Genomic DNA, 14,660 nt, shown 5'->3' on the forward strand with positions numbered 1-14,660 from the left:
CTTCCGCTGCACTCTACGGCCAGGGTCACGGCATGGATCCTCGGGTCTCCGCGACGGAGCTTCGCTCCTGCTTCGCCCGTGGATGACGACGTTGGAGAGGCTGCAGCCAATCTCGAACGTTGGCGATGGCTGCTCAAAACGGGCGTTGAAATTCTGGCCAGGAAGGAAACCGTTGAGAATCAGCGCCCTAGTTAGGTCGGATCTTCGCGATGCAGGTCGTGGATGGCGACGCCGTCGACATTGGTCGGCATGGTCAGCCATTGGCGATGGCGCAAGGTGCGCTGCGTGTCCTCAAGCCCTGTCTCCCAATGCTCGCGCATCGAGGTGCCTGAGAACTCATAGTCCTTGGCGTGACCCTCATAGCCTTTGTGCTGGTAGATCAGGTGCACGATGTTGACGGTGCCGGCGTCCGAATAATCCTCGATCAGCGCTTCCTCGGCCGGCGTCCGCAACTCCTTCGGCACCCGCTTCAGCGCATCGAGCAGGCGCATCTTGAGGCCATGGATGCGTTTGAAATTGTCGGTGTTCTGCCGCGTGCGGCTCGAATACATGATGTCCTTGTGGCGGGACAGCACGTCCGGCATGCTGCGCGGCAGGACGCCACGCGCGCTGAACAGGTCGACCTGGAAGACCAGCGAAGAACGGTCCTCTTCCTGGTCGAGCAGATATTGCAGCGGCGTGTTGGAGACGATGCCGCCGTCCCAGTAGTACTCGCCTTCGATGCGGATCGACGGGAAGGCCGGCGGCAGCGCGCCGCTGGCCATGATGTGCTCCGGCTCGATGCGGACCTTGTCGGTGTCGAAATAGACGAAGTTGCCGGTCCGGACATTGACCGCTCCGACGCTCAGCCGCTTCTTGCCGTCGTTCAGGATGTCGAAGTCGATCAGGCTTTCCAGCGTCTCCTTCAATTCGGCGGTGTCGTAGAAGCTGGTGGCGCCCTCGGCGCCCGGTTGCTCCATCCACGGATTGGGATTGCGCGGCTTGAAGAAGCCGGGCTGTCCCATGACCATGGTCATCCACGAGCTGGTGCGGTTGCGGATGTCGCGGTAGATGTCGCCTTCGGGCGTATAGGCCCAGATCTAGCGGCCCGAAATCGTCTGCCAGAATTGCTCGAGCCGCTGCAGGCGGCGGCTTGATTCATTGCCGGCGATGATCGCCGCATTGATGGCGCCGATCGACACGCCGGAAAGCCAGCTCGGCTCGCAGCCGGCGTCGGCCAGCGCCTGGTAGACCCCGGCCTGATAGGCGCCGAGCGCGCCGCCCCCTGAAACACCAGCGCGATGCGGTCATACTGCGCCGAGATCTCCGCTATGGTGGCGGTGGCCTCCTTCTTGCGATTGCGTTCGAGCACGGCTTTGGTCTCCGACTTTTGTTTGAGCATGATCTTGTCCGAAAACCGGTTCCCACTTTTCGGGATCATGCTCTGTTTTGAGCCCTGAAAGGCCGATGCGCTCAGGTGCGGTCGGCGAGATAGTCGTGAACCACTTCGCCCAGGCCAAGCGTCAGGTCGGCGGTGAAGTGGACAGCGGACACGATGTCGAGCACCGGCAGCCGCGCCACGTCGGCCATGACGTGCGGCCGCAGATCGAGCGCGGCTGGCGCCGTCCAGGCTTCCTTCAGCGTGATGTCGGTGAGGTGGTAGCGGACCAGCTCGCAGATGCGCGGCGTGCCGTCGACATGCGGGATGATCTTGATCAGGAAATTGGGCGCCGCCAGCGAAGCCAGGACCGAGCCGTGATCGGCGGCCTTGTGCTTGTAGCCCATCGTGCCGGTGGCGCACAGAACGCTGCCATAGTGCAGCGTGCCGACGATCACCTCGCCTTCATGCACGATCTTGGGGTTGGCGAGCTTCTTGGGAAAGCCCCACAGTTCGCGGCCGCCGGCGATCGGCGCGTCGTCGTCGAGATACATCGAATGGACGTAGGCGCCGTGCTGGCCCTTGTAGCGCACCGGGATGACCTGGCCGGTCTCGGTGTAGTCGCCGAAGCCGGTTGAGTCAGGCATGCGGATGAACTCGTACTTGACCAGCGGCTCGTCGATTTCCAGCGGCTCCGGCACGACAGCCTCAAGCGCCTCGCGCGTCGTGCGGTAGGTGATGATGACATATTCGCGGTTGAAGAAACGGTACGGCCCGGGCGGGAAGGAGGGGTTGGTGAGCGGCATCGCATAGGCGCGCTTCACGACATCGGCGATCTGCAAGGCGGGTGCCCCATTCGGTTCAGGAATAACTGCGCGAATGCGCTCCGGATTATGTTGCACGGCACCATGACAATGCCGTGTCAACCGCCTGACAGCCCTTCCAACAGGCCCGTCGACGCCGTCGCAACCCTGTAATCGCACCGACATATGGCTGTGGCAGTGTCATGGTGCGGCGCACAAAGCCGCCTTGTTCATTCCCTCCCACCCCTTGCGAGATCATCATGGGTTTCCTGTCTTCAAAGAACGCCCTCGTCACCGGCTCGACCAGTGGCATCGGCCTGGCCATCGCCCGCGCCTTTGCCGCCGAAGGCGCCAACGTCACCATCAATGGTCTCGGCGATGCGGCTGCCATCGAGCAGGAGCGGGCCGGCATCGAGACGGATTTCGGCGTGAGGTGCCGCTATTCAGACGCCAACATGATGGACGGCGCGGCGGTGAGCGCCATGGTGCACGAGGCCGAGGCCGCTTTCGGCAGTCTCGATATCCTGGTCAACAATGCCGGCATCCAGCACGTCGCGCCGATCGAGGAGTTTCCGGACGACAAATGGGAAGCCATCATCCGCATCAACCTGCTCGCCGCGTTCTACGCCATCAAGGCGGCACTGCCCGGCATGAAGGCGCGCAAATGGGGCCGTATCATCAACACGGCCTCGGCGCATGCGCTGGTCGCCTCGCCGTTCAAATCCGCCTATGTGTCGGCCAAGCACGGCATATCAGGTCTGACCAAGACGGTGGCGCTGGAAGCAGCGCTAGACGGTGTCACCGTCAATGCGATCGCGCCGGGCTATGTCTGGACGCCGCTGGTCGAAAAGCAGATCCCGGACACGATGAAGGCGCGCGGCATGACCGAGGAACAGGTCAAGCACGATGTGCTGCTCGCTGCCCAGCCGACCAAGGAATTCGTCACCGTCGACGAGCTTGCCGCGCTGACGTTGTTCCTGTGCTCGGACTCAGCCAAGCAGATCACCGGCACGACCTTGCCGATGGACGGCGGCTGGACGGCACAGTAGCCCGACCCTGAAGGCTTCAGCATTCGCTTCCGGCGGCGAGTAGCGGTGTATCTCCGGGGTGGACTCCGCTGCTCGTTGGACGCGAGAGTTTCGGGATAGCGGCGATCAACTCGCGGGTATAGGCCTGCTGCGGCCGATCCAGAACGTCTCCCGTGTTGCCATATTCAACCAGCTTACCGTGCTGCATGACCGCAACCTGTTCACAGAGATAACGCACCACGCCCAAATCGTGGGAAATCAGGATCAGCGTCAGCGACAATTCGCGGCGCAGCCGCGCAAAAAGTCCAAGGACCTGGGCCTGGATGGTGACATCCAGAGCGGAGGTGACTTCATCGGCGATCAAAATCTCTGGCTCCAGCGCCAGGGCTCTGGCGATGCCGACGCGCTGCCGCTGGCCGCCGGAAAGTTGCGTGGTGCGTCGGTCCAGCAGCTGGCGCGGCAATTCCACTTTTTCCATCAGCTCGCGGATCCGCGCCGGAATGTCTCCTTGCGGGCAAATATTCTGTTGCCGCAGCGGTTCGGCCAGAGTCCGTGCAACCGTAAAGGCCGGATTGAGCGACATGAACGGATCCTGGAACACCATCTGCAGTTTGCGAACCTGCTCCGGCCGGCGCCGCCTGAGCGCGCGATCGAGCAATTGGCCGTCCACCTCGATCTCACCTTGTTCGGGCTGCACAAGGCCTGCAATGGCCCGGGCGATGGTGCTTTTGCCGGAACCGGACTCGCCGACAATCCCCAGCGCCCCGCCGCGACGCAGTGCCAGCGAAACATTGTCGACCGCGCGCACGATCAGCGGCGGCTTACGCGTCGCCCAAGCCGCAAGACTCTGCCCCGGATAGAAGTTCACGCACAGGTTCTTCACCAGCAGATGCGGTTCCGTCGCCACGGGGCGGGCATGCGTGGTTGGCGTCATCAGCGAGGGTTGGGAAGCGATCAGGCGCTTCGTGTATTCATGGGCGGGGTCACGCAGGATCTGATCGACCGACCCGATCTCCAGCACGGCACCGTCCTTCATGACGACGACGCGGTCGCACATTTCCGCAATCACGCCAAGGTCGTGAGAGACCAGAATGACCGACAGCTTGCGTTCACGCCGGATGCCGCGGAGCAGGTCGAGTATCTGAGCTTGCACCGTGACGTCAAGCGCCGTCGTAGGCTCGTCGGCAATCAGCAGTTTCGGTTCGCAGGCAAGGGCCGCCGCGATCATCACCCGCTGACGCATGCCACCCGACAGCTCGTGTGGATACGCGCCCGCCCGCCTGGGCGCGTCCTTGATATGCATGTCTTCGAGCAGGCCGATCGCCCGCGCATTGGCCTGCCGCCAGGATATGCCCTGATGAACCACCATCGCCTCGCCTACCTGACGCCCAACCGTCATGATCGGATCGAGATGCGTCGACGGATTCTGGAAGATCATCGCCGCTTGCCCGCCACGCAGCTGGCCCAGCTCGACATCCTTCATGGTGAGGACATTGCTACCCTCGAACATGATCCGGCCCGACTTCACCAGCGCGTTGCCGGCAATCAGCTTCAGGATGGCTCTGCAGGCCACCGTCTTGCCCGACCCAGATTCACCGACGATCCCGAGGACCTCGCCTTCCTTCAATGAAAAGCTGACGTCGCGCAGGGCGTGGACGTCGCCAAAATCGGTGGCGAAGTCGATGGTGAGGTTCTCGACGCTGACGAGGTCGCTCATCTCAGGATTCCGTATTCAAGAGGCGGGCGAGACCATCAGCGGTCAAGGAGAGGCCGAGCGCCAGAAGGCAGATGGCGATGCCTGGAAAGATCGCAATCCACCAGGCGGTGGTCAGGTAGGTCTGCCCGTCCGCGATCATGGCGCCCCATTCCGGCGTCGGCGGTTGTACGCCGAGGCCGAGAAAGCCCAATGACGATCCGAGCACGATGGCGAGCACGGCATCGGTCATGACGAAGACGATCGATGGGACGATGGCATTTGGCAGGATGTGGAACAGCATGATGCGCAAATGGCCAAAACCCATGCCGCGTGCCGCCAGCACGAAATCGACGCCGCGCAGCACCAGCGCCTGGCTCCGCACAAGTCGTGCATAGCTGACCCAGTTCACCAAGGTGAGCGAGATGAAGTAGCTCTTGAGGCCAGGCCCCAGCACGGCGACGATGGCGATCACCAGGACGAAATAGGGAAATGATACGGTGACCTCGAGGATGCGCATCAGCGCCGCATCGATCCGGCCACCCAGATACCCGGCGATGAGGCCGATGATCGTCCCCAGGATGATCGGACCGACCACGCCGAAGAAGGCCATGGCGAGATCGTAGCGTGCGGCAAACAGTGTCCGCGCCAGTACATCGCGGCCGATAGCGTCCGTGCCAAACCAATGCACGGCGCCAGGTGGTTTCAGCGCCTGCATCACATCGACCTTGACCGGGTCGAAATCAGTCAGCACCGGCGCCAGTATGGCCACGACGATCCAGGCCAAGGTGATGGCGCCGCCAATGGCCAAGGTTGCCGGCATCGTCCGGAGTCGCGCCATGGCCAAGGGGCCGCTGCCCCGCATCACATCGCTCACAATTCCACCCGTGGATCGAGAATGGCGGTCAAGATGTCGACGGCAAAATTCGAAATGACGACACCTACGGCAAGCAGCAGGGCCACTGCCTGGACAACGAACTGGTCGTGCGTGAGAACGCCGCGGATGAGCAGGTTGCCGAGCCCTGGAATATTGAAGACATTTTCGACAACGACCGTCCCGCCGATCAGGAAGGCGACCACGACGCCCAGCAGATTGACTGTCGGCAACAGGGAATTCCAGAACACATGCCGGGAAAAGATGTAGCTTTCCGGCAGGCCCCTGGAGCGGCAGGCGATCGCGTAGTCCTTGTCCAGCTGTTGAATGAAGGTCGCGCGCAGATTGCGGGCGAGGATCGGCGTCACCCCGATACCGATCGTCAGGGCTGGCAGGAACAGATGCCATAGATTGTTGATAAAGGTCGGTCCGTATCCGGATACGGGGAAGATCTTCAGCCGTAGGCAGAAGCCCATGATCAGCAGCAGGCCGACAAAATAGGACGGCACGCCGACGCCCGCAACGCAGACAAGACGGATGAGATGATCGATCCACCGTCCGCGCTGCCGGGCAGCGGTGACCGCGAGCGCGAATGTCAACAGCAGCGAGATGACGAGGCCATAAAGGATCAAGAAAACCGTTGGCGCGATCCGTGCCACGATGACGCCACTGACGGGGCCGCGAAAGGCAATCGACTGACCGAAATCGCCACGCAGGCAATTCAACACATAGTAGAAATACTGCACGGGGACGGGCTGATCGAGACCGTATCGCGCCCGCACGAACTCGATCGTCTCCTGACTGGCCTTGGGACCAAGCATGAGGCGAACCGGATCGCCGGGCGTCATTTGCAGCAGCAGGAAGGTGATCACGCTGATACCCAGCAGCACGGGTATCAACTGTATCGGCCGCCTGAGCACGAAGGAGAATCGATTCATGGTTGGGATCCTGGTGTCAAACTGATGCGAGGCATGGACGAACTGTCTCGTCCCGCCCCGCGTCTCTGCCGATTAATCCAGGCTTGCCCCGCCGATGGACGAGAACTGCAGGCCGACGTTCAGGACCAGTCCTTTCACGCTCGGAGCGTAGGCGTTGAGCCATGTCGGGTGATAGAGCGCCACCTGCGCCACTTCATCGACCACGATCTTCTGGATCTGGGCATAGAGCTTGGCCCGTTTGGCATTGTCCGCCTCACCCGAGGCTTCATCGATCAGCTTGTTGACCGTTTCGTTGTTGTAGCGGGTGTAATAGGACTTGTTGTCGCCCGCACCCCAGACGCACCAGCGTAGTGCGTTGTCGGGATCTCGCGTCTCGTTGTACCACCAGTTCATTTCCGCCTGATATTCGCCGTCGGCGAGGCGGGTCCATGCCTGGGTCGAATCGATCTTGGCAATGTTGACGGTGATGCCGACCTCCGCCAGTTGCGCCTGGATCAGCACGGCCGCCTTTTCCTCGTCGGCACTGCCGGCATTCTGGATGAGTTCGAAACTGGCTCCGGTCTTGCCGGATTCGGCCAGCAGGGCCTTGGCCTTTTCGACGTCCCGGGCAATGACCGGCAGCGATTTGTCGAAGTAATCGAGCGTCGGGCTCATGACGGAACTGGCCGGCGTGCCGAGACCCAGCGTCACTGCGGCGTTGATCGCCGTGCGGTCGATGCCATAACTGACAGCCTGGCAGAATTTGAGGTCGTTGAAGGGTTCTGCCGAATGGTTGATCAGCATGTCGTAGGTGGTGCTTGAAGGTTCAGGGTCGGCCCGGAAGCCGGCGGCCTTCAATTCGGCCATACGCGGGGCTGGAACTCCGAGGCAGACGTCGAGCTCGCCCGCCTGCAACATCGAGACCCTGGTGTTGTCGTCCGGGACATAGCGGAATTCGACGCCGTCGATCTTAGGCTCGCCTTCGCGGTAATAGTGCTCGTTGCGACCAAGGACCACGCGGTCCCCCGGCTTCAATTCGACGAATTTGAATGGCCCTGACGTGACCGGTGCCTTGGCGAAAGCGTCGTCTCCCATCTTCTCGACCGCTGCCTTCGGCACAATGCCGGTGTTCCAGATTTCGGTCAGCGTCAGGAAGGGCGTGAATTTGCGATCGAGCGTCATCACCACTGTCTTGGCATCTTTTGCCTCGATCCTGGTCAGGGGCTGGAACGGCGCTGCATAGGCGGAGTCCTTCTGGAAGCGCATGCGGTTCCAGCTGAACGCTACATCCTCGGCCGTGATCGGCGACCCATCGGAAAATTTGGCCTCGCGCAGGTGGAAGGTGTAGGTCTTGCCGTCATCCGCGATGTCCCAGCTCTCGGCGAGACCCGGGCCGACTTCGGTGCGATCGGGATTGGCATGCAGCAGGCGCGCATACATCATGCCCTGAATGAGGATGTCGGCTCCATAAGTGGTCTTGATCGGGTCCAGGGTGAGAACTTCAGACCCATAGCCCATGCGCAGAATCTTGCTGCCATCGGCATTGGCTCGAAGCAATGTCGCCGGCAATGTCGCGATGCTGAAGCCGGCAAACGCCGCGCTCTTGAGGAATACTCTGCGGTCCATGACAATCTCCCATTTGCGTTGATGATGTTCCCGGGCAGTCCATGCTTGTTGGTTCAAGCAGTCTTTGTTCGTTCAAACAGTCTTGGTGATGTGGATGGGTGGCTTACGTTCGTGCCAGGCGTATTCGGCCTCGAGTACCGCACCCAACCGCAGCAGCAGGTCGTCGCGCCCGAATGCGGCGACAAACTGCACTCCGATCGGCAGGCCGTTTTGCGTCCAGCCGAGCGGCAGGGATATCGCTGGCGATCCGGTGCCGTTGAAGAGCGCGCTGAACGTTTCCTTCGGCGCCAGATCCGCGAACACCGTATCGATGTCGCGGCCAGCACGATCCGGGTTGTGCGTACCGAGCAGCTCCGGCGAGATCGGACAAGTCGGCGTCACCAGCACGTCATGGACGGCCAGGAATTCGCCGACTGTCCGCGTGATCTGGTCATAAACAGCGAGAGCCGCGATCAAGCTCGCCGCATCAAGCGTTCGGCCATGGCGATAGACGGCAAGTGTCGTCTGCTGCAGGCAGGCCTCTTCGACCGGCCGCCGCAGCAGGCCCGCCAACTCGTCGAGCGACTGCGCCGTAGAGGCTGCCCAGATCACTTTCTGTGCCGCCAGATAGCGCTCATAGTCGAACACGGGACTGGCTTCGACGACCTTGTGGCCCAGTTGCTCCAGCCTCTTGCCCACGTCGAGGACCGTCGCCTTCACCTCGGCGTCGAGCGGATGGCCGGACCAGGACGTTGTGCACAGGGCAACGCGCAAAGCCTTGGGTGGCGTCTTGATCGCCTGGGCATAGCTGGTGGTTGGATGGACGATCTCATAGCTGTCGCCGGGAAGCGCGCCAGACCCCAGATCAAGCAAAGCCGCCGTGTCGCGGATCGAGCGTGTCAGCATGAAGGAAATGGCGAGACCCAGCATTGGCGCATTCGATTCCGGCGCGCCGCTGATCCGGCCACGGGACGGCTTCAGGCCGACGACACCGCAAAAGGAGGCGGGTGTGCGAATGGAACCACCGCCATCGGCGCCTTGCGCGAAGGGAACGATGCCGGCGGCAACGGCGGCGGCCGCGCCGCCGCTCGATCCCGAAACACCCCTGCTGGTATCCCAGGGGTTGCGCGTCGCACCGTAGAGCGAGGATTCGGTTGCCGCCGCGATGCCGAATTCCGACGTGGTGGTACGCCCGACATTGGCAAGGCCGCCGGATCGCATTTTCACCCAGAAGGCGTGATCGCCGCCCGAGGTGAAGCCCTTGGCGAAAACGCTGCCGAACTCTCCCGGCCGGCCGGCTTCGATGGGGAAATCCTTGGTCAATGTCGGCATGCCATGGAAAGGTGCCGGCCCTGGACCATCGCCAAGGGCTTCGATCGCATCGGCATAGGTTTCGATCACGGCATTGAGCTGTGGATTGACCTCGGCGATCCCCGAAAGGATGCAATTTCCCAGTTCGCGCGGCGTAACCTCCCGCTTGCGCAGAAGCTCGGCCAGACCAAGGCCGTCATGGGCGGCGTATTCCGTCAGCTTCATGCGCTTGCCCTGACCGTCCACGGTTTCAGCAACGGGTGATGCATCGTCATTCTTCGCCTTCTTCCTCTTTGATATGCCGCGCTACGCGCCGTGGCGGTTTGTGGAAGGTCCGCAGGATCCCGGCGATATCTTCCAGCTCATTCATCCGTGTCTCGGCCGGTTTGCCGAGTTTCTCAGCAACGGAATGCGTCAGCAGGTTCAGCACCGAACTAATCGCGGCCGTCGAATCCCAGTACAGGTCGACGCGCGTCGATACTTCGAGCGCTAGCTTTGTGTATTCGGATGCCCAATGACTGTATTTATCGGTAACAATGATCAGCGGAATATTGCGTCGCTTGATTTGAGCGCAAAGCCGGAAGCTCATCGCGGCGTATTCCGCGGTGTCGATCAGCAGGACGCATGAATTTTCGCCGCCGTCGGTGAGGATTTCCGAGAACGTGCCGCCCAAACCTTCGGCAAAGCGAACACCGCTGCGCACCCAGCGCAGACGCGTCGCGAAATCGAGCCCCAGTCCCTTCACCGCCTGAAAGCTCACGCAGTTCACGCGGTCGCAGCTGCTGAGCAGATGAACGATTTCGGACCACATTTCGCCCTGGGCAAGGCCATAGGCCGCGGCCAAGGCCTGCTGCTCCATCTCCAGGCTGCGAGCCAACCGCTCCTGCTTCTCGCCGCCGATGCGAAAACGCAATTCGGCACTATCCAGGCCCGGGCTTGTGACTTTCGGCGCGGAGCGCAGGCCACGCTTCATTTCCTTGAGGTCGGTGTAGCCGAGACGCCGCACGAAACGGGTAACACTTGCCTCGCTCACACCAGCGCCGGCGGCAATGGTGGCGCCAGTTTCAAAGGGGATGTCATGGAGGTTGGCGAGCAGGTATCGCGCGATTGCTTGCTCGGTCCGGGCGAAATCCAGCCACCCCTCACGCAACCTGGCTTCCAGCGCACTGGCCACCTCATTCTCACCAGACACAGCCTTCTTGCTAGGCGCCTTCGTCTTCATCGGCTGCAGCGTCCCAACGACAGGTTCATTTTCGGTCAGGCCGGGAAATGCCGCCCAAAGAAGCGCATTTCATTTCCAGCTTACGGAAGCGACGCTAGCACGCGAAAACACGTTGTGAAAGATAAATTTTACAGTTTTGTATTTCGGTATTTTTATTTCACAATCGGCCAAATTGAGACGAGCTTGCGGCGCTGGCGCCGTTCCTGTGTTCGGATTCAGCCAAGCAGATCAGCGGTACGACCTTGCCGATGGACGGCGGCTGGACCGCACGTTAGAGGGTGGTCTCAACATTTCATTTTCCGGCTGGCGCCGCCGGGCGCCGGCATGAAGTACTGCGGTCAGGTTCATGAAAATCATCCAGGTCTCTGATCCGCATCTGATGACACCGGGTGGTCTTCTGTACGGCTCCGATCCGCTCTCCCGGCTGGAAGCCTGCCTTGCCGACATCGGCAGCAATCACGCCGATGCCGAACTGGTGGTGATTTCCGGCGACCTGACCAATGACGGCGAGCGCGCCGCCTATGCGGCGCTGCGGGAGACGCTGGCAAGGTTCGTTCCGCCCTGCCGGCTGATGCTCGGCAACCATGACGACCGGGCGCTGTTTCTCGAGATGTTCCCGGAAGTGGTTGCGGAAAACGGTTTCGTCCAGAGCGTCGTCGACAGTGGTGAGGGCCGTCTGATCCTGCTCGACACGCTGGACAGCGGCCATGTCGAGGGCAGGCTGTGCGAGGCGCGCCTCGACTGGCTCGACGAAAGGTTACAGGAAGTGCGCGACAGGCCGGTCTTCCTGTTCATGCACCATCCGCCGTTCCGGATTCACATCCCCGTGCTTGACCGGGTCATGCTCGCCGACGCCGATGCGTTGCACGATGTGCTGCTGCGCCACGGCAATGTCCGTCATATCTTCGCCGGACACGTCCATCGGCTGATCGCCGGCAGCTGGCGCGGCATTCCGGTGAGCACGCTGCGCAGCACCAACCATCAGACCGCGCTCGATTTTTCGAACAGCTGGAGCCTTGGCCACGAACCTCCCGCCTATGCCGTGATCCTGATCGATGCGGACGGGGTGGTCGTCCACTTCCACGATTTTCCCACCGGCGCGGCGCAATAACACCCGTCACCCACGGCACCAGCTTCTCCGATGCGGTGGACGCGACTTCGAGTGACGCTATTGGCTGGAGGCTGCCGTGTCTCTTGCGGCGAGGAAAGCGATGATCTCAGCGTCGATCGCATCCATGTTGGCCGCACGGAACTTCTCATGCGCGCCCGGCATGACGACCGTTTTCATGGTGGCCATGTCGGATGCCCAGCCCTTGTATTGCGTCACTGTCGTGGCACCCCATTCGGAACTGGCGAGAATGAGGATATCGCAGGGATAGGACGAGGGCACGAATCCGGCCGCTGCCTGCAACAGCGCGCTCTTGAACGCCTTCTTGCGCAGGTGTCGCCCAAGGCGTGTCTGTCCAAGACCCACGGCGCTCAGCCCGTCGCGCAACAGGCGCCAGTAGATCATCTTGCGGGCGATCTGGCGACGCCTGCTCTCGGTGATCCGATCGTCCGGCATCGGTTTCAGCCAGGCCGAGCCGGGCGAGGGCGGATCGATGAGCACGAGCGCCGGCCGCTTGCCGGTCGCTTCATGGCTCAGCCGGCCGACCTCGATCGCCAGCAGGCCACCTGCGCATATGCCGCCGATGATGTCGGGATGCTGGCCGGTCACCGAAGTGAGTGCTTCAAAGTAGTTGGAGCTGAATTCGGCCATGCTGGAATAGGGTGTCTCGCCGGGCTCGAGCCCCATGCCGCGCACGGCCATGACGGCGTATTTCTGCTTCAGTCGCTTGCCGAAGCGATTGGCGAACAGGGCCGAGCCGGAAATGCCATGGATCATGGCGATCGGCTCATGGCCGACATTGCCCGAAACCGGCACGATCAGCTGACGGGCAGGATGGACCGGCACCAGCGATCCGATCAGCCGGCCGAACTCACGCGGTGTCTGCGCCCCCAGCAGGACAGAGGTCTGCAACTTGACGCCGAACCGCTTCTGCACGGCCAGTACCAAAGTCTCGGCCGTCAGCGAGTCGCCGCCGAGATCGAAGAAGTTGTCGTCGAGCTGAACCGTCGGTATCTGCAGTTCCGCGGCGAAGATGCCGGCGATCGCGTGCGCCGGGCCATCGCCCGGCAGCGCGGCGGGCCGCACCCATTGTTGAACGTTCATCGGAAAGCCCCTAACCGATGCCTCTATGCGCCTTTTACGCACTGACAGTCCAGCGAACAACCCCGGCTGCCTTGTGCCGGAAGAAGCGGCGTCGAATCGCCTGACTTTTATGGGCGTCATCGGGGCCTGCGGTGAACCGCTTGACTGCGCGACATCAGGCTTTGCCCAGCGCTTTTTCGCCCCCGCCAGGGCTGCAGGGAAAGTGCCCTAAATGCACACGGATTTGGACATTAGTCTTGACAGAAATACAGATGTTCAATACCCGTCAAGCAATTGAACAAGCCTGCAATGTGGGAGGAATAAGCGGTATGGCTTCCAATGTTTCGTTGACGGGTCTTGCCCGCGATCTCGAGGAACGCGCCAAGTCGGGCAAGCCTATCCGCATCGGCCTGATCGGCTCCGGCGAGATGGGAACCGACATCGTCACCCGCGTCGCCCATATGTCGGGCATCGAGATCGGCGCCATTTCCGAACTGAACCTGCCCGCGGCCAGCAAGGCGGTCGATATCGCGTTCCAGGAGACCGGGCATGCGCGCGAAGTCTCGAACGCGTCGGCGATGACGGCGGCGATGGAGGCTGGCAAGGTGGCGGTCACCAATGATGCCAGCCTGGTCATCAACAATGATCTGATCGACGTCGTCATCGACGCCACCGGTGTTCCCGCCGTCGGCGCCGAGATCGGGCTGCGCGCCATGGAACATGGCAAGCATCTGGTGATGATGAATGTCGAGGCCGACGTCACCATCGGCGCCTATCTGAAAAGCGAGGCCGACCGGCTCGGCGTCACCTATTCGCTGGGCGCCGGCGACGAGCCGTCTTCCTGCATGGAGCTGATCGAATTCGTCTCGGCCATGGGTCACCCGATCGTTGCCGCCGGCAAGGGCAAGAACAATCCACTCAATATCGACGCCATTCCCCCCGACTATGAGGAGGAAGCCAAGCGCCGGCACATGAATGTGCGCATGCTGGTCGAGTTCGTCGACGGCTCCAAGACCATGGTCGAGATGGCGGCGATCGCCAATGCCACCGGGCTGGTTCCCGACAAGGCCGGCATGCACGGCCCGGCCGCGACGCTCGGCGAATTGTCCAAGGTGCTGGTGCCGCAGAAGGATGGCGGCGTGCTGTCGAAGGTCGGCGTCGTCGACTATTCGATCGGAAAGGGTGTCGCGCCCGGCGTCTTCGTCGTCGCCGACATGTCGCATCCGCGCATCTCCGAGCGCATGGAAGATCTGAAGATGGGCAAAGGCCCGTACTTCACCTTCCACCGTCCCTATCACCTGACCTCGCTCGAAGTGCCGCTGACCTGCGCCCGCGTCGTGCTCTACGGCAAGGCCGACATGGTGCCGCTGGCGAAGCCCGTGGCCGAGGTCGCCGCGGTGGCCAAGAAGGACATGAAGCCGGGCGAGAAGCTCGATGCGATCGGCGAATATTGCTACCGCGCCTGGATCATGACGACGCCGGAGGCGCGCGCCGCCAAGGCCATTCCCTGCGGCCTGCTGCAGGGCGGCTCGGTCACCGCGCCGATCAAGAAGGGCGAGCTCATCACCTATGCGAATGCCGCGCCCGCAGCGGGCTCCAAGATCGCCGAACTGCGCGCCCGCCAGGACAAGCTCGTCTACGGGTCCGTGGGAGCGTGAT

11 protein-coding genes and 2 pseudogenes are annotated in these 14,660 nt (G+C 62.1%); 4 read left to right on the forward strand and 9 right to left on the reverse strand.

The genetic code is table 11. From position 1 onward, the window contains the following. Positions 1 to 191: 191 nt before the first annotated feature. Positions 192 to 1,351 (reverse strand): annotated as a pseudogene (locus HB777_33340) (patatin-like phospholipase family protein). Positions 1,352 to 1,452: 101 nt separating this feature from the next. Further along, a complete protein-coding gene (locus HB777_33345; protein ID QND68365.1) occupies positions 1,453 to 2,199 on the reverse strand; it encodes an acetoacetate decarboxylase in 747 nt (248 codons plus the stop codon). A 221-nt stretch (positions 2,200 to 2,420) separates the two neighbouring features. Here HB777_33345 and HB777_33350 point away from each other — a divergent pair, with 221 nt between their 5' ends. Then, positions 2,421 to 3,209: a 3-hydroxybutyrate dehydrogenase gene (locus HB777_33350; GenBank protein ID QND68366.1), complete on the forward strand. Its 789-nt coding sequence runs from the start codon at positions 2,421 to 2,423 to the stop codon at positions 3,207 to 3,209. A 16-nt stretch (positions 3,210 to 3,225) separates the two neighbouring features. Here HB777_33350 and HB777_33355 read toward each other — a convergent pair whose 3' ends face one another. From HB777_33355 to HB777_33380, 6 genes are all read right to left on the reverse strand, one after another. Then, complete coding sequence (locus tag HB777_33355) at positions 3,226 to 4,905, reverse strand: ABC transporter ATP-binding protein (GenBank protein QND68367.1); 1,680 nt, start codon at positions 4,903 to 4,905, stop codon at positions 3,226 to 3,228. 1 nt (position 4,906) lies between these two features. Further along, positions 4,907 to 5,746 carry an ABC transporter permease gene (locus tag HB777_33360; GenBank protein ID QND68368.1) on the reverse strand — a complete coding sequence of 280 codons (840 nt, stop codon included), beginning with the start codon at positions 5,744 to 5,746 and terminating at the stop codon, positions 4,907 to 4,909. A gap of 8 nt (positions 5,747 to 5,754) precedes the next feature. After that, the gene (locus HB777_33365; protein ID QND68369.1) at positions 5,755 to 6,693 is read right to left on the reverse strand and encodes an ABC transporter permease; all 939 of its coding nucleotides are present in this window, start codon (positions 6,691 to 6,693) and stop codon (positions 5,755 to 5,757) included. A gap of 72 nt (positions 6,694 to 6,765) precedes the next feature. Continuing rightward, positions 6,766 to 8,298 (reverse strand): ABC transporter substrate-binding protein, encoded by a 1,533-nt coding sequence (locus HB777_33370; GenBank protein ID QND68370.1) that lies wholly within the window; start codon positions 8,296 to 8,298, stop codon positions 6,766 to 6,768. Positions 8,299 to 8,370: 72 nt separating this feature from the next. Next, on the reverse strand, positions 8,371 to 9,813 hold the full coding sequence (locus HB777_33375; protein QND68371.1) for an amidase: 1,443 nt from the start codon (positions 9,811 to 9,813) through the stop codon (positions 8,371 to 8,373). A gap of 46 nt (positions 9,814 to 9,859) precedes the next feature. Beyond that, positions 9,860 to 10,810: a MurR/RpiR family transcriptional regulator gene (locus HB777_33380; protein QND68372.1), complete on the reverse strand. Its 951-nt coding sequence runs from the start codon at positions 10,808 to 10,810 to the stop codon at positions 9,860 to 9,862. Between the two features lie 176 nt (positions 10,811 to 10,986). On the opposite strand from HB777_33380, the pseudogene HB777_33385 reads away from it, so the two are divergent. Both HB777_33385 and HB777_33390 read left to right on the forward strand, forming a co-directional pair. Next, positions 10,987 to 11,085 (forward strand): annotated as a pseudogene (locus HB777_33385) (3-hydroxybutyrate dehydrogenase). A 71-nt stretch (positions 11,086 to 11,156) separates the two neighbouring features. After that, entirely contained in the window at positions 11,157 to 11,921 is a 765-nt protein-coding gene (locus HB777_33390; GenBank protein QND68373.1) for a phosphodiesterase, read from the forward strand. A gap of 57 nt (positions 11,922 to 11,978) precedes the next feature. Here the strand turns inward: HB777_33390 and HB777_33395 are convergent, their stop codons facing one another. Continuing rightward, positions 11,979 to 13,022 (reverse strand): acyl-CoA transferase, encoded by a 1,044-nt coding sequence (locus tag HB777_33395; GenBank protein QND68374.1) that lies wholly within the window; start codon positions 13,020 to 13,022, stop codon positions 11,979 to 11,981. Positions 13,023 to 13,330: 308 nt separating this feature from the next. Here HB777_33395 and HB777_33400 point away from each other — a divergent pair, with 308 nt between their 5' ends. After that, positions 13,331 to 14,659, forward strand: a complete 1,329-nt coding sequence (locus HB777_33400) for a homoserine dehydrogenase (protein ID QND68375.1) — start codon at positions 13,331 to 13,333, stop codon at positions 14,657 to 14,659. Position 14,660 lies beyond the last annotated feature (1 nt).

The sequence above is a fragment of the Mesorhizobium loti genome (assembly GCA_014189435.1).
GTDB classification, from domain to species: Bacteria; Pseudomonadota; Alphaproteobacteria; order Rhizobiales; family Rhizobiaceae; genus Mesorhizobium; species Mesorhizobium loti_G.

Coding starts and splice junctions, on each gene's coding strand:
- HB777_33400 (QND68375.1), top strand. CDS start 13,331: ATGGCTTCCAATGTTTCGTTGACGGGTCTTGCCCGCGATCTCGAGGAA.
- HB777_33365 (QND68369.1), bottom strand. CDS start 6,693: ATGAATCGATTCTCCTTCGTGCTCAGGCGGCCGATACAGTTGATACCC.
- HB777_33395 (QND68374.1), bottom strand. CDS start 13,022: ATGAACGTTCAACAATGGGTGCGGCCCGCCGCGCTGCCGGGCGATGGC.
- HB777_33355 (QND68367.1), bottom strand. CDS start 4,905: ATGAGCGACCTCGTCAGCGTCGAGAACCTCACCATCGACTTCGCCACC.
- HB777_33390 (QND68373.1), top strand. CDS start 11,157: ATGAAAATCATCCAGGTCTCTGATCCGCATCTGATGACACCGGGTGGT.
- HB777_33380 (QND68372.1), bottom strand. CDS start 10,810: ATGAAGACGAAGGCGCCTAGCAAGAAGGCTGTGTCTGGTGAGAATGAG.
- HB777_33360 (QND68368.1), bottom strand. CDS start 5,746: ATGCGGGGCAGCGGCCCCTTGGCCATGGCGCGACTCCGGACGATGCCG.
- HB777_33370 (QND68370.1), bottom strand. CDS start 8,298: ATGGACCGCAGAGTATTCCTCAAGAGCGCGGCGTTTGCCGGCTTCAGC.
- HB777_33350 (QND68366.1), top strand. CDS start 2,421: ATGGGTTTCCTGTCTTCAAAGAACGCCCTCGTCACCGGCTCGACCAGT.
- HB777_33375 (QND68371.1), bottom strand. CDS start 9,813: ATGAAGCTGACGGAATACGCCGCCCATGACGGCCTTGGTCTGGCCGAG.